The sequence below is a fragment of the Actinosynnema sp. NPDC091369 genome (genome assembly GCF_044757065.1).
Classification (GTDB): Bacteria; Actinomycetota; Actinomycetes; order Mycobacteriales; family Pseudonocardiaceae; genus Actinosynnema.
In genome coordinates this window covers 133,982-160,414 of the sequence record NZ_JBIVUG010000009.1, presented here as the reverse complement: position 1 = coordinate 160,414, position 26,433 = coordinate 133,982, and the positions used below count along the sequence as shown (strand labels likewise).

Below are 26,433 nucleotides of genomic sequence, written 5' to 3'. Positions count from 1 at the left end.
GTGCGCAGTGTTGGATGATTCGCTCGCGAGCTCGCTCATGCCGCATCCACCGTTCCGAGCTGCCGGCCGACCTGCCGCTGTTGGGCGGCCAGTTCGAACCGGCGGACCACCTCGTAGGCCACGACGACCGAGAGCACGATCGCGCCCTGCATGATCGTCACGATCTCCCGGGGCACGCCCACGTTGTCCAGGGCGAGACCCGACTTGTCCAAGAACGCCCACAGCAGCGCGCCGAACGCGATGCCGCCCGGGTGGTTGCGCCCGAGCAGGGCGATCGCGATGCCGGAGAAGCCGATGCCGGCCGGGAAGTTCAGGTTGTAGGTGTGGTCGCGGCCCAGGATCTCCGGCATGGAGACCAGGCCCGCGATGGCGCCGGAGAGCAGCATGGCGATCAGCACCATCTTCTTGGCGTTCACGCCACCCGCGGCGGCGGCCGTGGACGACTCGCCGGACGCCCGCAGCTCGAAGCCGAACCGGGTCCGGTTCATCATCACCCAGTAGCCGATGCCCAGCAGCGCGGCCAGGAACACCAGGCCGAACACCGTGCCGGCCGAGCCGAGCGGGATGCCGGGCACCCAGCCGCTCTCCGGGATCTCCGGGGTGCGGATGTTGTTGCCGCGCAGCTCGCCGAACACGTCCGCGCCGATCAGGTACGCGGCCAGGCCGAGCGCCAGGCCGTTCATCATGATCGTGGAGATGACCTCGTTGACGCCGCGCGTCACCTTGAGGATCGCCGGGATCGCGGCCCACAGCGCGCCCGCGACGGCGGCGGTCAGGATGATCACCAGGGCGTGCAGGCCGGGCGGCAGGGCGATCGAGCCGCCGACCACGGCCGCGACGACCGCCGCGACCCGGTACTGGCCCTCGACGCCGATGTTGAACAGGTTCATCTGGAACCCGATCGCCACCGCCAGCGCCGCGATGTAGTAGGTGCCGGTGCTGTTGACGATGTCGACGGCGGTGGTGCCCTCGCCGACCTGCGACAGCATCACCCCGAACGCCCGCAGCGGGTTCGCGCCGGACACCACCAGCGCGATGCCGCACAGCAGGGCGGAGAACAGGATCGCCAGGACCGGCGGCAGGAGTTTGCCGCGCAAGATTCCCATTACTCGCCTTCCGATTCCGACGCGTGCTCGGCGCTCGTGGCGCCGGTCATCGCACTGCCGAGGTCTTCCGGGGTGACCGTGGCGGGGTCGGCGTCCGCGACCAGCCGGCCGCGCAGCATCACCCGGATCGTGTCGGACAGGCCGATCAGCTCGTCCAGGTCCGCCGAGATCAGCAGCACGGCCAGGCCGCGGGCGCGGGCGTTGCGGATCTCGTCCCAGATCAACGCCTGCGCGCCGACGTCCACGCCGCGGGTCGGGTGCGACGCGATGAGCAGCACGGGGTCGCCGGACAGCTCACGGCCGACCACGAGCTTCTGCTGGTTGCCGCCGGACAGCGCGACGGCGGCCACGTCGATGCCGGGGGTGCGCACGTCGAAGTCCTCGACGATGCGCCGGGTGTCCTGCTTCGCGCCCGGCAGGTCGAGCCACTGGCCCTTCGACACCGGGCGGCGGGTCTGGTGGCCGAGGATGCGGTTGGCCCACAGCGGCTGCGTGAGCAGCAGACCCTGGCGGTGCCGGTCCTCGGGGATGTAGCCGATGCCCGCTTCGCGCCGGGCCAGCGTGCCGAGTTTGGTGAGGTCGCGGTCGCCGAGCAGCACGCGGCCGTGGTGGGCCTTGCGCATGCCCATGATCGTCTCGACCAGCTCGGTCTGGCCGTTGCCCTCGACGCCGGCGATGCCCACGATCTCGCCCGCGCGCACGACCAGGTCGATGTCGTCGAGCACGGGCCGGGTGCCCTCCGCGGCGACCAGGCCCAGGTTCTCCACCCGCAGCACGACGCGGTCGGTGACGGTGGACTCGCGGGTCTCGGGGCTGGGCAGCTCGCTGCCGACCATCATCTCGGCCAGCTGGCGGGAGCTGACCGCCCGGGGGTCGGCGGTGCCGACGGTGGTGCCGCGGCGGATGATCGTGACGGAGTCGGCGATCGCGCGCACCTCGTCGAGCTTGTGCGAGATGAACAGGAACGTGAAGCCCTGCTCCTGCATGCCGCGCAGGGTGGTGAACAGCTCGTCCACCTCCTGCGGCACGAGCACCGCGGTCGGCTCGTCCAGGATGATCACCTTGGCGCCCCGGTAGAGCACCTTGAGGATCTCGACCCGCTGCCGGTCGGCCACGCCGAGGCGTTCGACCAGCACGCCGGGGTCGACGTTCAGGCCGGTGGCGTCGGCCAGCTCCAGGATGCGCTTGCGCGCCCGGCCGCCGATGCCGTGCAGCGACTCCGCGCCGAGCACGACGTTCTCCTGCACGGTCAGGTTGTCGGCGAGCATGAAGTGCTGGTGCACCATGCCGATGCCGGCCTTGATCGCGTCGGCGGGCGTGCGGAACCGGACCTGGCGGCCCGCCACCTCGATGGTGCCCTCGTCGGGCTGCTGCATCCCGTAGAGGATCTTCATCAGGGTGGACTTGCCCGCGCCGTTCTCACCGCACAGCGCGTGCACCTCGCCGACCTGCACGCTCAGGTGCACGTCGCTGTTGGCGACGACACCCGGGAAGCGCTTGGTGATGCCCGACAGGACGACGGCAGGGGTCGTAGTGCTCATGGAAGCTCCGTCTGATCTCCGGCTGCGCCGGGGCTAACCACGCACTGGGCCCCGCGAGGGTGCTCGCAGGGCCCAGTGCGCCGGAGGCCGGATGGGGTTACGGCGTGGACTCGACCGAGATCTTGCCCTCGATGATCTGGGCCTTGTAGCCCTCGAGGACCGCCTTCAGGTTGTCGTCGATCTTGCCGCCCGAGGTGGAGTAGCCGACGCCGTCCACGGACAGGTCGAACACCTTCGGCAGGCTCGCCAGGTCGTTCTTGGCGACCGCCTTGACGAAGTCGTACACCGCGACGTCGACCCGCTTGAGCATGGAGGAGACGATGACGTCCTTGGACTCCTCGACCGTCTTCTGGTTGTACTGGTCGGAGTCGACGCCGATGGCCAGCGCGTTGCCCGACTTCGCGGCCGAGAACACGCCCTTGCCGGACGCGCCGGCGGCGTGGTAGAGCACGTCGGCGCCGGCCTCGATCTGGCCGGTCGCGGCCTCCTGGCCCTTGGCCGGGTCCTGGAAACCGGTGAAGTCGCCCGCCGGGGTCAGGTACTTCTTCTCGATCTTGATGTCCGGCGCTGCGGTCTTGGCGCCCTGGGCGAAGCCCGCGTCGAACTTCTGGATCAGCGGGATCTCCACACCGCCGACGAAGCCGATGTGGCAGGACTTCGACTTGTAGGCGGCGATGACGCCGGCCAGGAAGGAACCCTGCTCCTCGGCGAACAGCAGCGGCGTGACGTTCGCCGCACCCTCGACCGCGCCGTCCACGATGGCGAACTTGACGTTCGGGAACTCCGGCGCGACGACCTTCAGCGACTCGGCGTAGGCGAAGCCGACACCGATGATCGGGTTGTAGCCCTCGCTCGCGAGCTGGCGCAGCCGGGTCTGCTTGGCGTCCTCCGGCTCGTTCGGCGCGGCGGTCAGCTCCTTGACCTCCGCGATGCCGAAGTCGGCCTTGGCCTTGTCCAGACCCGCCGCGGCGGAGTCGTTGAACGAGGCGTCGCCGCGACCGCCGATGTCGTAGGCCAGACCCACCTTCAGGGCGCTGCCGTCGACCTTCTCGCCCGACGCGGCGCTGCTGGACGTCGCGGTGGCGGCAGGCGGCTTGTCGGCCAGCTTGCAGCCCTCGGCGGTGTTGGTGGACCCGGACCCGGTGTTGTTCCCACCGGTGTCCTTGGCACACGCGGCCATCGTGAGAACGCTGGTCAGCGCGATCGCGGCCACCGCGAGGCCACGCATTCGACGACGCACGGCTCGTCTCCCTCCCTGCTCGTCTAGGAGCAGACAAATCCCGACGGCGGGCCGTCGGGGCTTCCGAGTGGCGAACCGTACCCCGTAGTAATGACGCCCGCGCACGTACCGGTCCGCACGTGACCTAATCGTTGGTGCCATCGGGCGACTCCGCCACTCGTAGTGATCCGGCGACTTCCCGGCGTCGTAGCCGGTTACTCGCTGTCAATAGGCGGACCGGGTGACGTGGCGGGCGGCGGCCACGGGGTTCGGGGGCCCGCAGGTTGACCCGTTGGTGGGGCGTTGGGGCGGCGTTGGCGGGCTCGGGTGCACTCCAACCTGCACCGATATCCCCCCTAGGAGGTTGACCTTGGACCCCCAGCAGTGGCTCGACAACTTCGAGGCAAAGCTGGCCGATCTCCAGCGGAAGTCGGCCGACCTCCAGGAGAACTTCCAGAACTCGCAGGCCACGGCGTCCAGCCCGGACGGCGCGGTGACCATCACCGTCGGCCCGAACGGCGGCCTGCTCAACATCCAGCTCGGCCACCGGGCGACCGAGCTCGGCTCCGCCCGCCTCACCGCCGTGATCATGCAGACGGCCAAGGTCGCGCAGAAGCAGGCCGCGCAGCAGGTGATGGCCGCCTTCGAGCCGCTCGGCGAGGGCACCGAGGCCATGCGCATGGTCAGCGACGCCATCCCGGACGACGACGAGGTCGAGGACGACGGGTCCGACTACGCCGAGCCCGAGTACGCCGAGCCGGAGCCCGAGCCGGCGCGCCCGGCGCCCGCCCCGGCCCCGGTGCAGCCGGGTTGGCAGGCGCAGGCCGCCCAGCCGCAGCCGCCGTCGCGCCCGGCGCGCCCCTCGCGCCCGGCCGACGACGAGGACGACGACAACCAGCCCTGGTGACGAGGAGACCCTGACCGATGACCGCCCCCGACACCCCGATCGCCTCGCCCCCGGGCATGGAGATCACCGAGCAGAACAAGTTCAAGGGCTCCCTGTTCATCTCGGCGTGGGACGAGATGATCACCACGATCGGCAAGGACGCGGAGACCGAGACCGAGAAGGCGCTGGACATCACGTTCGCGGCGATCGGCACGGCGTCGTCGATGGCCATGCTGGCGGTCGACCCGTTCGGCACGATCCTCGGCGCGGGCATCGGCTGGCTGATCGAGCACGTCTCGTTCCTCAAGGAACCGCTCGACCAGCTGATGGGCGACCCCGACGAGATCAACGCCAACGTCGAGGCGACCAAGAAGCAGGCCGCCGAGCTGCGCGTGCTGGCCGAGGACCACCGGCGCGAGCTGGGCGCGGTCGACGGGTGGACCGGCGCGGCGGCCGAGGCGTTCCAGAAGAACATGGAGGCGATGGGCCAGGAGCTGGACGCGCTGGCCAACGCCGTCGAGCAGAAGGCCAAGATCGTCGCGATCTGCGGCGTGCTGGTGTCGGTGCTGCGCGACATCGTGCGCGACCTGATCGCCCAGCTGCTCGGGTCGCTGCTGGCGGGCGCGCTGATCGCCGCCGCCACCGCGGTCATCACGTTCGGCGCGTCGATCGCGGCCTACATCGGCTTCGCGGTCGGCAAGGCCGTGGCGCTGGGCGTGAACATCGCGTCCCGGATCGCCCGGCTGACCGCGGCGCTGGGCAGGCAGATGGGCCGGATCAAGAACCTCGACGAGATCACCGAGAACGTCGGCAAGGGCTGGAACCGGTTCGAGAACATCGCCGACGTGGCCGAGGTCGGCTACGAGTCGTGGAAGGCGCAGAAGGGCGTCGACCGCGAGATCGACAAGGCGCTGGCCAAGGACGTGCAGGACGACAAGGTCTCCGACGCCAACAAGAAGGCCGAAGAGGCCAACGAGAAGTACAGCAAGGCCAAGGAGCAGGAGGCCGCCGCCGCCGAGGAGGCCAAGAAGGCCAACGAGGCGCTCAACGCCACCACCGAGAAGGCCGCCGCCGCCAACGCGAAGGTCGGCTCGGCCATCGACGAGGCCAACGCCGCCGCCGCGCGCGGCGACCAGGCGGGCTACGACGCCGCGATGGCGAAGTACGAGTCGGCCAAGGGCGAGGCGGACTCGTTGCGCTCGGAGGCCGCGAAGGCCGCCGAGGTCGCCGCGAAGGAGAGCCGTGACGTCGCCGACGCGGCCAAGGCGAGCAACGCGGCGCTGAACGACGCCAAGCCCGCCGACGAGGCCGCGAAGGCCGCGTACGAGGAGTACAAGCGCAACAACCCCGGGCAGGACGACCCGGCGCGCGCGTCCGCCGAGAGCGACCTGTCGGCCAAGAACGACGCGGCGAAGGCGGCGAACGCCAAGTACGAGCAGGCGAACGTGGACTTCGCGGCGGCCAACGCGGCGGCGGCCGAGGCCAACGCCAAGGCGTTCGCGTCCGGCAGCGACGCCGACATCAAGGCCGCCGAGGAAGCCTCGCGCAAGGCCGAGCAGGCGGGCACGACCGCCGAGCAGGCGGCGAACGACGCCAAGTCGGCGGGCGAGGCGGCGAAGTCGAGCTACGAGTCGTTCCAGTCGCAGCACTCGAAGCCCGCTTCGAACGGGTCGTCGTCCAGTTCCGTCCAGGTCTAGTCCTAGAGCACCGGAGAACCAGCCATGGCACGCGGTGGCGGCGTCGACTCGAACACGACCCCGGGTCCCTCGGGCAACCCGTCGTCGCCACCACCGCCCGCGCCACCGCCGTCGCCGGGCGGGCCGACCGGCAACTCCGGCTTCGGCATGAGCGAGTCGTCCATGGAGGGCGCGCAGAAGCGCGCCGGTGACCTCCAGTCCCGGCTGGCGGCGATCTCCAGCGGGTTGCAGGGGCTCAAGCTCGCGCCCAACGCGCTCGGCCCGATCGGCATCGTCGCCGTGCCCGCGTTGAACAGCTCCAACGACGCCTCGGTCAAGCAGGCCACCAACGCCTCGACCGCGATGGGCAACGTCCAGTCGGGCTTGAAGGCCACGCTCCAGACGCACGTGCAGAACGACCAGTTCAGCCGCGACCAGTTCACCAAGATCGACCCGAACTCGAACGCCCAGCGCCCCCCGGGCTCCCCCGGCAGCGGGCCGCTCGGCGCGAAGGGGCCGGGCGGGCCTTCCGTGACGCCGGTCCGGGACCTGCCCGGTGGCACCGGCCCGAACGGGTCGGGCGGGGTCAAGGGGCCGGGCGGGCCGTCGGTCACGCCGGTCAAGAACGTGCCCGGTGCCACCGGGCCGAACGGACCCGGTGGGGTCAAGGGGCCCGGCGGGCCGTCGGTCACGCCGGTGAAGAACCTGCCGGGTGCGACCGGTCCGAACGGACCCGGTGGGGTGAAGGGACCTGGCGGGCCGTCGGTCACGCCGGTGAAGAACGTGCCCGGTGCGACCGGGCCGAACACGCCTGGTGGGACGCGCGGCACCGGTGGGCCTTCCGTGACGCCGGTCAAGAACCTGCCCGGTGCACCCGGCGTGACACCGCCCGGCGGGTCGCGCGGCACGGGCGGGCCTTCGGTCACGCCGGTCAAGAACCTGCCCGGTGCACCCGGCGTGACACCGCCCGGCGGGTCGCGCGGCACCGGTGGGCCTTCGGTCACGCCGGTCAAGAACCTGCCCGGTGCACCCGGCGCGACACCGCCCGGCGGGACGCGCGGCACCGGTGGGCCTTCCGTGGGGCCGATCGCGGGCATCCCGGGTGCGTCCGGCGTGAACGCGCCCGGCGGGTCGAAGTCGCCCGGTGGGGCGTCGGTGGGCTCGGTCCCCGGCACGTCGCCGGGCGGGCCGTCGGTCAAGGGCGGTCCGACGCCCGGTGCCGGGCCGGTGACCGGCGCCACCACTCCGGGCGGGAGCACGGCGTCACGCGGCCTCACGGGTGGGCCGTCCGGCGTGTCGACACCGACCACCCCGCCGATGGCCGGTGCGCCCATGGCCCCCGGTGGTGCGCCCGGTGCCGCGGGTGCGGCCGACCGTTCGAGCAAGTTCACCGGCGGCCCCGGCAAGGGCGTGTTCGACGCGCCCAAGGCACCGACCGGCGACGGCACCATCACCAAGCCACCGGCCGGCTCGGCGTCGACGCCACCCCCCGCGCCGAAGCCGACCATCGGCACGCCCAACATCCCGACCGCGAGCGCCCCGGGCGTCACCGCGCCGCCCGCCAACGGCCCGAGCACCGCCACCGCCCCGCCGTCGACCGGCCCGAAGTCCGCACCGGGCGTGACGCCGCCGGCGGGTGCCCCGACCGTGCCGCCGATGGCCGGTGCGCCGATGGCCCCCGGCGGTGCGCCCGGTGCCGCCGGCGGGTCCGACCGTTCGAGCAAGTTCACCGGGGGTCCGGGCAAGGGCGTCTTCGACGCGCCCAAGCCACCCACGTCCGACGGCACCATCACCAAGGCGCCGCCCACCTCACCGTCGACGCCTCCCCCCGCGCCGAAGCCGACCGTCAGCACGCCGGTCGCCGGCCCGACGCCCAGCGCACCGCCGATCAGCACCCCTCCCCCGAGCGCCCCTTCCCCGGCACCGGCCGCCGCGGACGGCCCGAAGCCGTCCGCCGGCACGCCGTCCCCCGTGAGCGCTCCGGCCGTGCCACCGGTGGCCGCACCGCCCGCCGCGGGCGCTCCGGCGGGGAGCCCGTCGACGGACCGCTCGAGCAAGTTCACCGGCGGCCCGGAGAAGGGCGTCTTCGACGCGCCCAAGCCCCCCGCGGGCGACGGCAACGTCAACAAGGCCCCCGCCGCCTCGCCCTCCACACCACCGCCCGCCCCGAAGCCGACCATCACCACACCACCGGCACCGGGCCTGACGACCCCACCCGCGCCGGAGGCCACCAAGTCCCCGGCCGCCCCGACCACCTCCGCGCCGCCGGCACCCTTGACGATCAAGCCGCCGGCGGCACCGGCCATCACCCCACCCGCCGCGCCGGCACCTGCGGCAACCCCGCCGGCCGGCGCCACTCCTTCCGCGCCCGAGCTCACCAAGCCACCGGCCGCTCCGACCGCGATCACCCCGCCCCCGGCCACCCCCAGCCCAGCCACCCCCAGCCCGGCCGTCCCACCGCCGGCTGCCACCAACCCCGCGCCGCCGGCCACCACGCCATCCCCCGGCACCACCCCACCGGCGAACACCTCCACACCTCCGGCACCGCCGACCGGCAAGTCACCGACGGCAACGCCGACCACCACCCCACCGCCGGCCGCGCCGAGCATCTCGGCACCGCCCGCACCAGAGGTCGCCAAGCCACCGGCCGCGACCCCGCCCCCGACCATCACCGCGCCGCCCGCACCGGACGTCGCCAAGCCACCGGCGGCAACGCCCACCGCCACGCCGCCCCCGGCCACCCCGACCATCACCGCACCGCCCGCACCGGAGGCCACGAAGTCTCCGGCAGCACCGCCTGCCGCTCCGCCGGCTGCGCCTCCGGCCACCACGCCGCCGCCTGCTCCCGTGAGCACGCGGCCCGCGCCGCCCCTCGCGGAGACCACGCCGCCGCCCGCTCCGGTGAACACACGGCCCGCACCGCCCGCGGACGCCACACCGCCGCCCGCTCCGGTGAGCACGCGGCCGGCACCGCCCGCCGACACCACGCCGCCACCCGCACCCGTGAGCACCCGGCCAGCGCCGCCTGCGGACACCACGCCGCCGCCCGCACCCGTGAGCACCCGGCCCGCGCCGCCCGCCGACACCACGCCGCCGAGCAGCCCCACGACCCGATCGGCACCGTCCACCGACACCACACCGCCGCCGGCCAACGTGCCGCCGCCCCCGCCCCCACCGCCGGGCGCGGGCAACCAGGTGCCGCCACCTCCGCCGCCACCCCCCGGCTTCGGCACCCAAGCCCCGCCGCCGCCCCCGCCGCCCGGGTTCGGGAACCAGGCGCCGCCGCCCCCGCCCCCACCGGGAGCGGGAGTTCCGGCACCCCCGCCGCCGCCCGGCTTCGGGGTCCAGCCGCCACCGCCGCCGCCGGGCTTCGGCACTCAAGCACCGCCACCGCCGCCGGTGTTCGGCGCGTTGGTGCCCCCGCCACCCGGCATGCCCCCCGCGCAGACGAGCGCGCCCGCCGCACCGGCGGGCCCGTTCTCCGTGCGGCGCGACAGCGCCCTGAAGACCGGTGTCCTGAACAACCTGCCGACCGACATCACGCCCGCGCCGATGACCATCGCGGACGTCCAGGTCGACCTCGGTCAGATCCAGGCCGGCTTCGACGCGTTGTTCGCCACCCTGAACGCCGACCACGGCGTCACCAAGACGCCCACCGTCGACCCCAACCTGATCGTCCAGCTCGACCAGCACACCTTCGCCAAGCACTTCGCCGTCCAACAAGAGCTCGACGCGGCGCTGAAGACGGACAACCGCGGCGAGTCCGACGTCACGGTCGGCCAGCTCAACGACCAGGGCATCGACAACCCGCGCCAGGTCCGCGACGAGATCCTGTCGCCCGACTTCATGCACCGCCTCAGCACCCAGGACCCCGCCACCCTCGCCCGCCTAAACGCCCTGCTCGACCAGGTCGTCCAGGCCAAGATCGGCCCGAACGGCAACCTCGGCACCGAGCGGGCCAAGTTGGTCGAGAGCACGCTCACCAACCCGGCGCGCGCGATCAACGGCCAGATCCTGCTCAACACCGACCACCTCGGCGGCCTCACCACCGACCAGAGCCGCAAGGCCGACGCGATCCGGCACCTGCTCACCCACGAGTTCATGCACCTGAACTCCGTGGGCAGCGACGTCACGTTCGCCCACCGCGACGGGCAGGGCGGCGTCTACAAGAAGGACGTCAACCCCGACGAGGCCATGACCGAGATCCTGGCCCGCAGCATCACCGACGCGCTGTCCGACCGCGACGGCAAGCCCAGCCAGTACAACCAGTTCCCCGACAGCGGCGCCAACCGCTACCAGAACAACGTGAACGACCTGAACAAGGAGCTCAACAAGAACAGCAAGTGGGTCAAGTTCGACGCCGACAGCGCCTTCCAGACCATGGTCGACGAGTACTTCGGCACCCCCCGGCCGGACAGCTCGTCGGGCACGCGAGCCGCTCCCCCGTCCGACGTCACCACGCCGGGCGGCACCGTCACGCCGGACGGCGTCATCACCCCGGACGTCGTCCCCCCGGCGGGCACGGCCAAGGACGTCGCCGCCGACGAGTCCTGGCGGCACAGCACCGCGACCACGTCGGACTGGTCCGCGCCGAAGAACCCGCAGCCCCCGGCGCTGTGGGACCCGGTGCGCGACAAGGCACCCGTGCGCACGGTCGACACCGAAGTCGCCGACGTGCAGCGGTCGAGCACGCCGGGCAAGGTCAACTCCATCACCGGCCTCGTCCGGCACGACGTGCGCCGGATGGAGGTGGCCCCCGGCCAGTGGGTGAAGGAGTACACCCTCAAGGTGCACCTCAAGCCCGGCGACGGGGTCGTGCAGTCCGATGTGGACGCCGTGGCGCAGAAGGCCCGCGAGGGCGTCGACCGGTTGCTGAACCAGGGTTACCGGCTGCCGTCCGGCGACCAGTTCCACGCCAGGGTCGAGTTCGTCACCGACCCCGCGCAGGCGCACACGTCGGTCGACGTCACGTCCGCCACCGACGCGGACCAGCTCAACTGGGGCACGCAGACGTCGTCCAACGTGCTCGCCCACGAGGTGGCGCACTACTTCGGCCTGCCGGACGAGTACAAGGACGCGGCCGGACCGGACGCCCGGATCTTCAACAGCGACGGCACACCGCTGCCCGCGGGCCACACCCCGTCCAACCTCGTGGTGAACGACGACGGCCTGATGGGCACGGGCGTGCACGGCGACCCGTCGATCAAGCCGCGGCACCTGTGGACGATCGAGCGCACCACCGACAGCCAGGTGATGGTGCCCGACGCCGACCACGCCACCCTGCACAACCCGGACTCGCCCCGCCAGACCCCGCCGCCGCGCCCGCCCGAGTACGGCACCCAGCCCGACACCCACCCGTCGGTGCGGACCGACACGCAGAGCGACGCCCGGACCGACGTCCGCTCGGTCGGCCCGCCGCCTCCGCCGCCCCCGCCGCCGGGCGCGACCTTCACCCAGCAGACGGCACCGCCGCCGCCACCGCCCCCGCCGGGCGGGACCTTCACCCAGCAGACGGCACCACCTCCGCCACCGCCTCCGGGCGCCACGACCGGACCGGCCGCACCGCCGCCGCCACCCGGCGCGCCCCCGGCGCAGGTGAACGCGCCCGCCACCCCGGCGCAGCCGTTCTCCGACGTCCGCGACACCACGCTGACCGACGGCATCCTCGACCTCCTGCCCGCCGACATCCCCCCGGCGACGCTGGACATCGCGGGCGTCCCGGTCGACATCGGCCAGATCCGGGCCGGGTTCGACGCGCTGTTCGGCACCCTGAACGCCAACCACGGCATCACCACCGCGCCGAACGTGAACCCCGACCTGGTCGTGCAGCTCGACGAGCAGACGTTCGCCAAGCACTTCGCCGTCCAGCAGGAGCTCGACACGGCGCTGGAGACCGACGCCCGGGGCGGCATCGACGCGCGACAGGCCCGCGACCGGATCCTGGCCCCCGACTTCCTGCGCCGGCTCAACGACGGCGACCCGGCCACCACCGCCGAACTCGACGCCCTGCTCGACCAGGTCGTCCAGGCCAAGGTCGGCCCCCACGGCGACGTCGCCGCGACCCGGCAGGCGTTGATCGACAGCACCCTCACCAACCCCGCGCGGGCGATCAACGGGCACGTGCTGCTCAACACCAACCACCTCGACGGCCTCACCACCGACCCCGCCCGCAAGGCCGACGCGATCCGCCACCTGCTCACCCACGAGTTCATGCACGTGCACTCGGTGGGCAGCGACCGGACGTTCGCGCACCAGGAGGGCAAGGGCGGCCTCTACAACCGCAACATCAACCCCGACGAGGCCATGACCGAGCTGCTGGCCCGCCGGATCACCGACGCGCTCGCCCAGCGCGACGGGCGGCCCAGCCAGTACAACCAGTTCCCCGACGGCACGGTCCGCTACCAGAACAACATCGACCTGCTCAACCGCGAGTTCAACCGCAAGCCGACGTCGTGGAACAACTTCAACCCGACGACCTCGTTCCAGACCATGCTGGACGAGTACTTCACCGGCCCCACCCGGCCCGACGGCCCGTCCACCCGTTCCGCGCCGGCGCGGCCGACCATCTCCGCGCCGATCCCGATGGTCACCCTGACCGCCCCGGCGAACGCGAACCCGAGCGCCACCCCGGCACCGGCCCCGAACCCCGCGCCCAACCCGGCCCCCAACCCCGTGCCGGGCCCCGTGCTCGCGACGCGGAACCTGCCGGACTTCTTCCAGCAGGGCAAGGCGCTCGGCACGATCGCGCCCACCGACGTGCGGGGCGCGCAGCACGTCACCGCCGCCATGACCGGCATCACGCCGGCGGACGCCAAGGTCGTCGAGAGCGCGCTGGAGAACGACTTCGAGTCGTTCCTCGGCCAGGGCCGCGACTTCCAGGTCAAGATCAACGGCACCTGGTACGAGGCCAACGTCCGCGCCACGATGCACCCGCCCGCCGACGTCGCCGCCGTCACCAGCACGCCGTCCACCACCACCAAGGTGGACATGACGGCCCAGTCCGGCACGGCCACGGGCACCGCCACCAACCTCACCACCGCCAACGACGTCGGCCTCGCGGCGGCGGCCAGCGCGGGCGTCGGCCCGTACGGGTCGCTCGCGGGCAAGGCTCAGCTCGCCACCCCCGCCACCACGCTGAACACGTCCTCCGGCACGGTCGACCAGCGGATCATCCGCGGCGGCGAGAGCTCCACGAACGTCGACGTGCCGATCCCCTACGAGGTCACGCTGACCGCCGCCAACGGCACCGCGCGGCCGACCCAGGTGGTCAACGGCGGCGTCACGCTCGCCGTGCCGAACGACCTGGAGACCATCGCGAACTCCGGCAACGCCCAACCGGCCGCGGCGCTGCCGCCGGGCTGGGGCGCGAAGCTGGAGCACGCGACGCCCGAGGCGGTCACCGACTTCGACGCGAAGCAGGCGTTCGCCGACGTCGCCGCGAAGATGCACCCGTCGATCACCAGGATCGGCGCGCCCGGCCGCACCGCGTTGCAGGACTTCCTCAACCCCACCACCGTCCGCGACAACCTGGGCGCGATGCTGGGTGGCTGGGTCACCTCACCGGACCTGATCAGCCCGCACGGCAGCAAGGCCAACGCGGTGCAGATGAAGGCCACCCTGCTGACCGCGGAACTGGTCGGCACCTCCAACGCGGGCCAGCTTCGGCTGCACGAGTCCCAGTCGACCGGCAGCACCCTGTCCACCACCACGAAGGCCGGTTTCGACGTCGCGGCCGGTGTCGGCGGCGGCATGGGCCTGCCGAACGTGATCGGCGGTTCGGCGGGCGTCACCGGCGGCTACTCGGCCCGCACCTCCGAGACCTCGAACTCGGGCACCACCTCCAGCACCCGCACCGGCATCCAGCTCAAGGGCGACGTGGGCCTGTACAAGGTGACCGCGAACGTCCACATCCGCACGCCCAACGGCGCGGACGTCGTCATGCCGGTCACCACCTACATGCGGGTCGGCCTGCCCGAGGCGGCGTCGCTGACCCTGCCGGTGCCGCCGGGCACCGAGGCCGGGCTGACCAAGCCGGGCACGGCGGGCACCAAGTACCTCCCGCCGTACCTGGCCGCGGACCTGGCGGCGGGCAACGTCAAGGTCGGCGAGTTCGGGCCCGGCGCGCAGGTGCAGGCGCAGGTCCAGGCCACGCTGCGGGACCTGCCGGGCTTCGCGAAGTTCCTGCCCGGCTGGAACTCCCCGGACGCGGGCGCGCGCAGGGGCCAGGGCCTGGCCGACGTCGCCGAGGCCATGGCCAACCAGCGCAAGCTCGACGCGGAGCTGTCGCCGACCGCGTTGAAGACCAAGATGGACAGCCTGCTCGGCCAGGGCGTCCAGGTGCAGCTCAAGAAGCGCGGCCTGAGCACCAACGAGTACGTCAACATCACCGTCCGCGCCCGGCCGGCCAACACCAGCCACCTCGGCCAGGTCGACGCGCGCAACGTGCGCGGCTCGGCCAACACCGCGCCGAAGCTGGACAGCACCACCGCCACGCAGAAGTCGGTCAGCGTGGGCGTCGAGGGCAAGGTGACCTTCCCGGTCAAGACCGGGAACGCCTCGCTCACGCCGACGCCGCAGTTCGGCGCGAAGTACACCTACGGGTGGGGCAGCAAGAACACCGGCGGCGCGACGGTCACCAGCACCGGGCTGAACGTCGGCAGCCCGAACGCCCAGGTGTTCTCGCAGGACCTGGAGTTCGACGTCGAGATCACCACGTTCAGCCGCAACCGGGCGTGGGTCAAGCGGGTGACGCCGGGCTCGCCGTTCCTCCAGGTGCCCGAGCCGAAGCTGGTCGCCAAGACCGGCGGCCCCAACCCGCCCGGCGTGGCGAACCTGGACCAGATCCGCGGCCCGGTGCACCTGTGGGTGTCGGACAGCTCGTCGCTGGACAACGACCCGTCCGGCTTCCGGCCCGGCGCGCCGGTCGCCACCCGGCTGGACCAGCCGCCGACGATCAAGCAGCTGCTCAACCCGCCCGTGCCCCGGCCGCCCGCGCCGGACTTCCTGCACGTCGAGGCGGTGGTCAACACCGAGACCCTGCGCGACCAGGCGATCGAGGCGCTGAACCGGGCGGCGAAGGGCGACTCGTCGCTGACCGTGCCCGGCACCGAGGCGCGCAACCAGATCGACAAGCTGTTCAGCCCGGAGAGCATCAAGGCGAACCTGCGCAAGCTCACCGAGACGGGCATGCAGGAGAACGGCCTGAAGTACGGCCGCCGGGTCACCGACCGCTCCGGCGCGATCGGCATGGCGATCGAGCTGGGCAACCCGAAGCTGGTGTCGATCTCGGACGACACCGGCACCGAGAACGCGGTCACCGGCGGGTACAAGGCCGGTGACGCGAAGACCAGCAGCCACACCGTCGACCTCACCGCCGGCTTGAACGTGCCCGTGAAGCCGAACGTGGCGCCGCCGCCCGCGGGCGAGCCGAAGCCCGCGTCGGGCTCGGGCGGCGTGGCCGTGGCGGGCAAGGTGACGCCGTTCTCGTCGTCGAAGACCAGCGCGACCGAGGTCACCGGCAGCGTCGACCGCAACTTCGTCACCCCGCCGTCCGCCCGGACCGTGCTGATCCAGCTCGACGCGGACGTGACGCTGGTCGGCGAGAGCCGGTCGGGCAACGTCGTCTACGGCGGCACCCCGCGGGTGGAGGGCGCGAAGGTCTCCCTGCCCGGCGGCGTGTTCGTGCGGGTCAGCGAGGACGTGGCGCGGGAGCTGGGCGTGCTGCCGAACGTGCAGCCGAAGACGCCGCCGCCCGCGTTCGCCACGATGGCGCCGCCCGCGACGCTCACCCCGGACAACCCCAGCTCGCTCGGCCTGAGCACGCTGGACACCGCCCCCGACCTGTCGGGCGTGGTCTCCGGGTTGGTGAAGGACCTGAACGAGCAGACCGGCGGCCGGTTCAAGAGCGACCTGGTGCCGGACTCGGTGCTCAAGGACTCGATGAACAACTTCCAGCGGCTGGTCGACTTCACGTCGCCGACGAGCGTCAAGGCGATGATCGACAGCGCGTTGGACGGCGGCGTGCCGTTGTTGCTGCACCAGCCGGGCACGTTCGGCAAGGACACCTACCAGGTCACGCTCAAGGCGCGCGTCACCGCCCCGCCGAGCTTCACCGGCGTCGTCAACGACGGCGTCGACATGGAGCACACGATCGCGGGCGCGCGGAAGGTGACCGACGGGCAGGGCCGGGCCACCGGCTGGGGCGTCGGCCTCAAGTCGCCGGGCCTCGCCCAGCCGGGCAGCGCGAACCCGAACGTCTCCGGCGGCGTCGGCGTGATCGCCGCGGCGAACGTCGGCCAGCAGCACAGCAGCACCGTCACCAAGGCCACCACCGTGCAGTTCGGCCACCTGCACGCGGGCGGTGGCCCGGCCGCGAAGTACACCGTGCCGATCGAGTTCGAGCTGGTCGTGGAGAAGGGCGACCAGGTCGTCACCCGCGCCACCGGCCAACCGCAGGACATCGGCGTGCGGCTGCACGCGGACAACCAGAAGGTGTTCACCCCGGCCGCCACGCCACCGGCCGGCTACTCGTCCACCACGACCGCCCAGCCGGCCGCGCAGGGCACGCCGCAGGCGGCGACGACCTGGCAGCAGAGCGGCAACCCGGCCACGCTGCCGGGCAAGGCGTCGGTGGAGAACCTGCGCGGTGCGCGCGACCTGCGTGCCGCGGCGGTCCAGGCGTTGACCGCGGCGGGCGCGAACCAGGGCATCACCGGCAAGGGCACGGGTTCGCTGAACACGCTGCTGTCGACGCTGAGCTCGGAGAACCTCCAGGCGGCGCTGCCCGGCATGCTGGACGGGCCGCTCGACGTGCCCGGCCTGCACGAGGCCGCGCTGGCGTTCGGGCAGCACGCCGACGTGAAGGTGTACGCGAAGCTGGTCAACCCCCGGTTGGGCGGGCTGAGCGACGGCGTGAACCTGGAGAACCCCAAGTCGTCGGTGAGCACGACCTCCGGTGAGGCCAAGCACAGCGAGACGGGTGACGTGTCGGCGGGCTGGGCCACCGGCAGCGCCGCGGTCGAGCGGAACCAGGACCCGAAGGACACGGCCGGCTTCACCACCGGCGGCGTCGAGACCCGGCACGCCGCCGAGGACGCCGAGGCGCTGTCCGGCGGCGCGACCCACAACAAGGTCAACAACCTCAAGCCGCAGGGCCGCACCGGCCTGGTCGAGTTCGACGTCGAGTACCGGGTGGTCGCCACGATCGGCGGCAAGACCGGTGTGGTCGACGTGGCCGTGCCCGGTTCCGCGTCGGTGCGGATGCCGTCGCCGGAGGCCGAGGCGGTGCTGGGCCGGGACCTGGGCGTCGAGCTGAACGACGCGCAGACCGCGGTCAAGGACACCGCCAAGGCGTGGCGCGACGCCGAGCTGGAGGTCGACCGGGCGCGGCACGACGCGCAGGCCGTGATCAACCGGGTGGCCGCCGAGGTCGCCCGGCTCCAGCGGGACCTGACCGAGTCGCAGGGGCGGCACAACGACGCGATCGGCGACCACGAGGCGGAGACCGGTCGCGTGCCCGGCCTGGAGCAGGCCGTCCGGGACGCGCAGACCAGGCGGGACGCCGCCGCGGGCGTGGTGGCGGACCTGCGCGAGCGAGCCGATCGGCTCGACGCGGCCCACCGGGCCGCCCTGGACGCGCTGGGTGACGCCGACGCCGACGTGCGGGCCACCGCCCGGGACCTGGCGGCGGCGAACCTGGAGGTCGAGGCGGCGCAGGCCAGGCTGGACGACGCGCAGGCCGCGCTGGACGTCGCCCAGGACGACCTCGACACCTACCTGGACAACCGGGCCGAGAACGCCCCGCCGATCGCCACCGACCAGGCGGCCAAGGACCTGGTCGGCGAGGTCGACGACGCCCGTGCCGCGCGCGACGCCCGTGAGGCGGAGGTCGGCACGGCGACCGAGGCCGCCGCTGAAGCGCAGACCGCGCACGCGAAGGCGGTCGGGACGCAGGCGGACCTCCAGCAGAAGGCCGACGACGCGGGCCGCGCCGCGAGCCAGGCCCACAGCGACCTGGAGGTGGCCGACGGCGACCTGGACACCCTCCAGGGCGCTCTGGACCACGCCGGCACCGCGCTGGACAACGGCCGCGACGCCGCCGACCGCGCAACGGCCGCGCGTGACGCCGCCCAGCGGGCGCAGCAGCAGGTCGAGCAGACCATCGCCGCCCTGGAGGCCCAGATCACCGCCGCCGAGGTGGAACTGGACAACCGCCGCACCGCCGCCGACGCGCGCCAACGCGACTGGTGGAACGCCCGCATCGAAGTCGACCAACGAATCGCCGACTTCAACCGCCCCACCCCACCGGTCAACACCCCACCGGCCGCCCCGACCACCACCACACCCAGCGACACCCAACCGACCACCCGCACCCGCCCGGCCCCACCCCAGGCACCACCGCCGGCCACCAACACCCCGGCACCGCCCAACGCACCGGCACCCACGCCGGCCGCCACCGACACCCTCTCGACCCCGGCAGCACCGCAGGCACCGGCTGGGGCGAACGGGCGGGCGGTCGGCGGGGCGCGGCCCGAGTTGTCCCTGGACCTGCCGCTGTCCGCGCCGCCGTCCCCGGAGCAGGCCGCCCGGATCGACGCCCTGGCCGCCGACCTCGCCGAGTCCAACGCCACGCGCGACCGCAACGGCTACCGGCCCGCCGTGGTCGAGGTGTCCGGGCCCCACGCGCAGACGGTCGCCGACGCGCTCGCCGCCAAGGGCGTCCCCGCCACCGTCCGCGACACCAACGGCACGTCCACCGACGTGCACGTGGACCACGACCTGCGCCGCCCCGACGGCTGGACGCCACCCGAAGCGCCCAAGGGCGTCAAGGTCACCGACACCGTCATCACCTCACCCGAGCCGCAAGGCCCGCACCCCGTCCTGGACGACCCCGGCTGGCGGCACAGCACCGAGCCGAACGCCCCGTGGTTCGACCCGAAGCCGAACGCCGCGTCCTCCGCCGACATCCGCGCCGCCCGGGAGCACACCCCGGTCACCAGCACCGTCCGCGGCGAGGACGGCGGTGTCCTGGACAGCACCACCATCGGCCCCGACGGCGTCGACGTGCGCGCCTGGCGCGGTCCGATCGCCTACGACACGCGCGTGCTGGACGTCAACGGCGTGCCGGTGCGCGACTTCACCGTGAAGGTCTTCCTCGACCCCGCCGGCAACGCCACGCCCGACCAGGTCGCCGCCGTGCGGGCCCGCACCCGCGAAGGCGTCGACGCCCTGTTCAACCACGGCAACCGGCTGCCCGGCGGCGAGCAGTTCCACGTCACGGTCGAGTTCACCGACAACCCCGCCGACGCGCACGGCACCATCGCCGTCGCCGCCGCCGACACCCGCGCCAACCAGCTGAGCTGGCCGGTGAACGCCAAGGCCGCCGTGCTGGGCCACGAGGTCGGCCACTTCCTCGGCCTGCACGACGAGTACTTCGAGACCGGCGACGTCAAGCCGATCTTCCAGCACCAGGACGGCAGGGGCCGCGTCGTCGCCGACAGCGGCCCGATGACCGACCACCCGGACGCACCCGTCCGGCCGCGCAACCTGTGGCTGGTCGAGAACCGGATGCACGCCCTGGAGTCGGTCAACCCGCCGACCACCGCGAACACCGCCCCGGACGCGGGCGTGCAGCCGCCGAACGCGCCGTTCCGCCGCCGCACCCCGAACCCGGTCATCGGGCCGGCCACGATCACCCCGCCGACCCCCGGCTGGGTGCTCACCGCCACCACCCTCCCGGCGTTCTTCCAGCACAACCAGGCCCTCGGCTCGATCGCACCGGTCGACGTGCGGGGCGCGGCCGGCGTCACGGCCGCGATCAACGGCCTCGCGGCCCAGGACGCGGCCCGCATCGAGACCGCGATCACGTCCGACTTCGAGTCGTTCCTCGGGCACGGCCGCAACTTCCAGGTGCGGGTCGGCGGCCGGTGGTTCGAGGCGAACGTGCAGGCCACAATGCTGCCGCCGGCCGACCAGGCCGCCGCGACGCAGGCGCCGTCCACCAACACCAAGGTGGACATGACCGCGCAGAGCGGCACGAGCACGTCCACCACGAACACCCTGGCCACCGCCAACGACGTCGGCGGCACGGCCACGGCCGGTGTCGCGGTGGGCCCGTACGGCTCGCTCGGCGGCAAGGCGCAGCTCGCCACCCCGGCCACCGCCGTCACCGCTTCGACGTCCACGGTGGACCAGCGGATCATCCGGTCCGGCGAGTACTCCACCCGCGTCACGGTCCCGGTCAGCTACCTGGTCACGCTCACCGACGCCAACGGCGCCACCCAGCCGTCGATCACGGTGGACGGCGACCAGGACGTCACCCTCCAGGTCCCGAACGACCTGATCACCATCGCCGAGTCGCACCCGGCCCCGGCCGCGAACCCGAACCCGCCCGCCGCCGACTGGGGCGCGCGGATCGAGCACCCCGTGCCCGAGGCCGTCGTGGTCACCGACCCGCACAAGGCGTTCACCGAGGTGGCGGCCAAGCTGCACCCGTCGATCACCAAGATCGGCTCGCCGGGTCGCACGGCGCTCCAGACGTTCCTGGCCGGCACCACGATCCGGGACAACCTCGGCGCGATGCTCACCGGCTGGGTCACCTCACCGGACCTGGTCAGCCCGCACGCGAGCAAGGGCGCGGCGGTCCAGACGCGCGCGACCCTGCGCACCGCCGAGCTGGTCGGCGTGCACGACTCGGCGCAGCTGCGGCTGCACGAGTCCACGTCGTCCGGCACGGGCGTCACCGCGACCTCGAAGACCGGCTTCGACGCCACCGGCGGGTTCGGCGGCAACGTCGGCGTGCCCGGCGCGGTCGCGGGCCAGGTCGGGGCCACGCTCGGCTACTCGGCCCGCACCGCGGACACGTCGAACGCGGGCACGAACACCACCAACCGCACCGGCATCCAGCTCAAGGGCGAGACCGGCCTCTACAAGGTGACCGCCGACGTGGAGGTGCGCACGCCCAGCGGCGAGAACGTCGTCGTCCCGGTGACCACCTACCTCCGCGTGGGCACGCCGGAAGCGGCGGCGCTGAACCTGCCCGTGCCGCAGGGCACGCGGGCCGGCATCGCCCAGCCGACCGCGCAACCCCGGTGGGCGCCGCCGTACCTGGCGGGCGCGATCGCCGCGGGCAACGCGAAGGTCGGCGACTTCGAGCCCGCGAGCCGAGTGCTGCCGCAGGTCGAGTCGGCGCTGCGCAACGTCAAGGGCCTCAACGGTTTCCTGCCCGCCTGGAACGACCCGAACGCCGACCCGCGCAGCGGAAGGGGCAAGCGCTTCGGCGACGTGGCGCAGCAGTTGGCCAACCAGCGCAAGCTGAACCTGCTCACGCCCACGGCGCTGAAGTCCAACATGGACGGTCTCATGGGGCCGGGCGTGCAGGTCCAGCTCAAGAGCTCCGACGCCACCAGCAACACCTACGTCAACATCACGGTGAAGGCGAAGGTCGCCAACCCGACGCACCTCGGCCAGGCGGACGCGCGCAACGTGCGCGGCTCGTCGTCCAGCGGCCCGCGGCTGGACAGCGCCACCGCCACCACCAAGGGCTGGAGCGGCGGCGTGGAGGGCAAGGTCGTCCTCCCGAACAAGACGCCGGTCGCGACCGTCACGCCGACGCCCCAGTTCGGCGCGAAGTACAACCACTCGTGGACGACGAAGAACACCGGCGGCCCGACGGTGAACAGCACCGCGCTGAACGTCGGCAGCCCGAACGCCCAGGTGTTCTCCGGCGACGTGGAGTTCGAGGTCGAGATCACCACGTTCACCCGGCCCCGGTCGTGGGTCCGGCGGGTGACGCCGGACAAGCCGGGGCAGCACGCGCCGCGGCCGCGCGTGGTCGCCCGCACCGTCGGCGCCTCGCTCGACCCGGACGCCCGGCACAACCCGGAGGTCCTGCCGCTCATCCACGGCAAGGTGAACCTGTGGGTGTCGGACAGCTCGGCCATGAAGGTCGACCCGGCCGGGTTCGCGCCGGGCGACCCGGAGGTCACCAGGCTGACCGACGCGCCGACCGTCAAGGACCTGCTCACCACCCGTCCCGACGCCAGGTCGCCGGAGTTCCTGCACGTCGAGGCGGTGGCGAACACCACGGCCCTGCGGGACGAGGCGGTCGACGCGCTCAACCGGGCGGCGGGCGGCGACTCCGCGCTGACCGTGCCGGGCACCGAGTCGCGCAACCAGATCGACCGGATGTTCAGCCCGGAGAACATCAAGGCCAACCTGCGCAAGCTGGTCGAGACCGGCATGCAGGAGCAGGGCCTGCGCTACGACCGGCGGATCACCGACCGCACCGGCTCGATCGGCATGTCGGTGCGGCTCGGCAACCCCAAGCTGGTGTCGATCTCCAACGACACCGGCACCGAGAACGCGGTCACCGGCGGCTACAAGGCCGGTGACGCCACGTCGGTGAACCGGTCGGTCGACCTCACCGCCGGCGTGAACGTGCCGGTCAAGCCGAACGCCACGCCACCGCCCGCGGGTGAGTCGACCCCGGCGAGCGGCGCCGGCGGCGTGGCCGTGGCGGGCAAGTGGACCCCGTGGGCGGACTCGACGTCCGAGGCGCGGGAGGTCGGCGGCAGCGTGGACCGCAACGTCGTGACGCCGCCCGCCGCGCGGACCGTGCTCGTGCAGCTGGACGCGGACGTGACGATCGTCGGCGAGAGCCGGGCGGGCAACGTCTTCCACGGCGGCACACCCCGCGCCGAGGGCGCGACGGTCAAGCTGCCGAAGTCGGTGTTCGTGCGGGTCAGCGAGGACGTGGCGCGCGAGATGGGCGTGCTGCCGGACGTGAAGCCGGACGTCCCGCCGCGCGCGTTCCCGGCGATGGCGCCGCCGAGGGCGCTGGCCGAGGGCGAGCCCGGCGCGCTGGGTCTGTCCGCCGTGGACGAGGTGCCGGACCTGTCCGGTGTCGTCACGGACCTGATCGCGGAGGTCAACGGGAAGACCGGCAAGCGGTTCGGCGACCCCCTGGTGCCGGACTCGGTGCTCAAGGACTCGATGAACAACCTCCAGCGGCTGGTCGACTTCAGCTCGCCGACGAGCGTCAAGGCGATGATCGACAGCGCGTTGGACGGAGGCGTGCCGTTGTTGCTGCACCAGCCGGGCACGTTCGGCAAGGACACCTACCAGGTCACGCTGCGGGCGAAGGCCGGCACGCCGCGGTTCGACCGGGTGGTCAACGACGGCGTCGACGTGGAGCACACGGTCGCCGGCGCGGAGAAGGTCACCGCGGGTCGGGGCCGCGGCAAGGGCTGGGGCATCGGCGTGAAGGCGCCGGGGCTGGCCCAGCCGGGCAGCGCGAACCCGAACGTCACGGGCACCGCCGGCGTGATCGCGTCGGCGAACTTCACCCACGCGCAGAGCAGCTCGATCACCGACTCGACCACGCGGCAGTTCGGCCACCTGCGCGCGGGCGGCGGCCCGGCGGCCAAGTACACCGTGCCGGTCGAGTTCGAGCTGGTGGTGGAGAAGGGCTCGGACCTCGTCGCCGCGGTGACCAGCGGCCCGCAGGAGATGCGGGTCCGGTTGCACGCGGACAACCAGCGGGTCGCGGGCGGCACGCCGAACCAGCCGTACATGGCCGCCGCGATCAAGCGCGGTCCCGAGTTCGGCACGCCGGACGCCGCGCGGGCGTGGCAGCAGGAGGGCAGCCCGGCGTCGCTGCCGTCGAACGCGTCGGTGGAGAGCCTGCGCGGCGCGCGGGACCTGCGTGACGCGGCGGTCAAGGCGTTGGCCGCGGCGGGCGCGAACCAGGGCATCACCGGCAAGGGCACGGGTTCGCTGAACACCCTGCTGTCGACGCTCGGCTCGGAACACCTCCAGGCGGCCCTGCCCGGCATGCTCGACGGGCCGCTGGACGTGCCCGGCCTGCACGAGGCCGCGTTGACGTTCGGCCAGGACGCGGACGTGAAGGTGTACGCGAAGCTGGTCAACCCCCGGTTGGGCGGGCTGAGCGACGGCGTGAACCTGGAGAACCCGCGGTCCACCGTGAGCACGACCAGCGGTGAGGCGAAGGTCGCCGAGAACGCCGACGCGTCGCTGGGGTTGGCGACCGGCAGCGCGGGCGTGAAGCAGGGCAGCGACCCGAAGGACGCGGTCACCTTCGCCACCGGCGGCGTCGAGGTCAGGCACGCGGCCGAGGACTCGCAGGCCGTCTCCGGCGGCGCGACCGACAACAAGGTCAACAACCTCAAGCCGCAGGGCCGCACCGGCCTGGTCGACTTCGACGTCGAGTACCGCGTCGTCGCCACGATCGGCGGCAAGACCGGTGTGGTCGACCTGGCCGTGCCCGGCTCGGCCTCGGTGCGCATGCCCGCGCCGGAAGCGGAAGCCGTGCTCGGCCGTCCGTTCGACCCGGCGCTCAGCGCGGCGCAGGACGGCGTGAAGGCCGCGGCGAAGGCGTGGCGGGACGCCGAGATCGCGGTCGACCAGGCCCGCAACGACGCCCAGGACACCATCAACGAGGTCGCGGCCGAGCTGGCCAGGACCGACCAGGCGCTGACCGACGTCCAGGTCGAGCTGAACGACGCGATCGAGGCCGACGACACCGAGACCGGCAAGGTCGCCGACCTGGCGACCCGGGTCGAGGACGCCCGCCGCGCGGTCACCGAGGCACAGGTGCTCGTCCGGGACCTGGGCGTGCAGGTCGCCGAGCTGGAGATCGCGGCGCAGATCGCGGACGACGTCCTCGGCGACCGCGACCGGGACGTGGCCGACAGCGCCGACCTCGTCGCCCGCCTCGAACAGCGGCAGGCCGACGGGCTCGCCGAGGCGCGCGAGCAGCACGCGGCCGATCTGGAGGAGCAGGAGGCCGCTCGTGACGCCGCCACCAGGGCCCACGACGCCCTGCGCGGTGCCACCGACGCCCTCACCACCGCCCGCAAAGCCCTCACCAGCGCGAACGGCACCCTGACCACGGCCAAGGACGGCCTCCGCGACCAGCAGAAGACCGTCCGCGACACGACGACGGCCCGCGCCGACGCTCGCACCCGGCACGACGAGCTGATCGCCGCCCGTACCGAGCAGGAAGCCCGCATCAGGGCCGCCGAGACCGCGCTGAACGACCGGCGGACCGAGGCGGACGACCGCCAGCAGACCTGGTGGGACGCCAAGCTCGCGGTGGACCAGCGGATCGACGCCTTCAACACCCCCGCGCCGCCTCCCACCGCACCCGCCCCGACCGACCCGCGCACCACCGGAACCGGGCCGCTCGTCCCCGCGCCGTCGACCACCCCGACGGCCCCGGCCCCCACCTCAGTCCCAGCCCCGGCCCCGCAGAGCAGCGCCCCGACCCCGCCCACCACCGACCCGGGCCTCACCACGCCCACCCCGTCCGCAGCCCACCCGCAGGCGGCCGACCCGCTCGCCACCGCCGGTGGACCGTCCACTCCGAACACCCAGGCCGGGCAGCCCCACGCCGCACCCCCGCCGCCGGTGGCCCCGGAGCTGGTCGACGAAGCCCTCCAGCACCTCCGCTTCACCGCGAACGACCTCCTGCCCACCGCGCCGCCCCCGGCCGCCGGCGGTCTGTTCGCGGCGGTCGCGCAGGCCGTGAACATCCCCCCGGCGACCCTGCGGCACGAGGTGGTGACCTCTGCCACGGCCATCCCCGAGCACGTGGCCGAGTTCACCGCCACCCACCCGATGCGCCGCACCCACCTGTACGGCGCGCTGGTGGAGAACCTGAACTGGTCGCTCCAGGACCCGGCGGAGAACGCCAGGGCGGGCAACGCCCGCGACCTCGCCGGACGGCTCATCGCCACCCGCCTGGGGGCGAACCTGCTCATCCACCTGCCCGGCGTGCCCCAGCCGCTGCGGCTGGCCCCGTTCACCGGTCCGGTCCAGCCCGAGGTGCACGTCGACCTGGCCGTGGTGCACGGGGTGGCCACCTACCGACCGCGCTGAACGAGGTCCCCAGTGGACGGTGCCGGTCACCCGTCGGGGTGACCGGCACCGCACAGCGGGATGGCTCACCCGGTGAGGAGAATCGATCCAGTGACCGCCTGGTGTC

The 26,433-nt window shown here is 73.1% G+C and carries 7 protein-coding genes; 3 read left to right on the top strand and 4 right to left on the bottom strand.

The annotated features are described in order from the left end of the window. Positions 1–35: 35 nt before the first annotated feature. The 3 genes from ACIQMJ_RS29495 to ACIQMJ_RS29485 form a co-directional block, all read right to left on the bottom strand. The gene (locus tag ACIQMJ_RS29495; protein WP_499764252.1) at positions 36–1,106 is read right to left on the bottom strand and encodes an ABC transporter permease; all 1,071 of its coding nucleotides are present in this window, start codon (positions 1,104–1,106) and stop codon (positions 36–38) included. Continuing rightward, positions 1,106–2,647 (bottom strand): ABC transporter ATP-binding protein, encoded by a 1,542-nt coding sequence (locus tag ACIQMJ_RS29490; RefSeq protein ID WP_499764251.1) that lies wholly within the window; start codon positions 2,645–2,647, stop codon positions 1,106–1,108. The genes ACIQMJ_RS29495 and ACIQMJ_RS29490 overlap by 1 nt, the downstream gene beginning before the upstream one ends. A gap of 97 nt (positions 2,648–2,744) precedes the next feature. After that, on the bottom strand, positions 2,745–3,875 hold the full coding sequence (locus ACIQMJ_RS29485) for a BMP family lipoprotein (RefSeq protein WP_499764374.1): 1,131 nt from the start codon (positions 3,873–3,875) through the stop codon (positions 2,745–2,747). A gap of 361 nt (positions 3,876–4,236) precedes the next feature. Here ACIQMJ_RS29485 and ACIQMJ_RS29480 point away from each other — a divergent pair, with 361 nt between their 5' ends. Together ACIQMJ_RS29480 and ACIQMJ_RS29475 are read left to right on the top strand one after the other, a co-directional pair. Next, positions 4,237–4,773 (top strand): YbaB/EbfC family nucleoid-associated protein, encoded by a 537-nt coding sequence (locus tag ACIQMJ_RS29480; RefSeq protein WP_499764250.1) that lies wholly within the window; start codon positions 4,237–4,239, stop codon positions 4,771–4,773. Between the two features lie 17 nt (positions 4,774–4,790). Further along, positions 4,791–6,449 (top strand): WXG100 family type VII secretion target, encoded by a 1,659-nt coding sequence (locus ACIQMJ_RS29475; RefSeq protein WP_499764249.1) that lies wholly within the window; start codon positions 4,791–4,793, stop codon positions 6,447–6,449. Between the two features lie 2 nt (positions 6,450–6,451). On the opposite strand, the gene ACIQMJ_RS29470 is transcribed toward ACIQMJ_RS29475, so the two are convergent. Beyond that, positions 6,452–9,661 carry a hypothetical protein gene (locus ACIQMJ_RS29470; RefSeq protein WP_499764248.1) on the bottom strand — a complete coding sequence of 1,070 codons (3,210 nt, stop codon included), beginning with the start codon at positions 9,659–9,661 and terminating at the stop codon, positions 6,452–6,454. 199 nt (positions 9,662–9,860) lie between these two features. Between ACIQMJ_RS29470 and ACIQMJ_RS29465 the strand changes: the two genes are divergently transcribed. Next, positions 9,861–26,327 carry a hypothetical protein gene (locus tag ACIQMJ_RS29465; protein ID WP_499764247.1) on the top strand — a complete coding sequence of 5,489 codons (16,467 nt, stop codon included), beginning with the start codon at positions 9,861–9,863 and terminating at the stop codon, positions 26,325–26,327. Positions 26,328–26,433 lie beyond the last annotated feature (106 nt).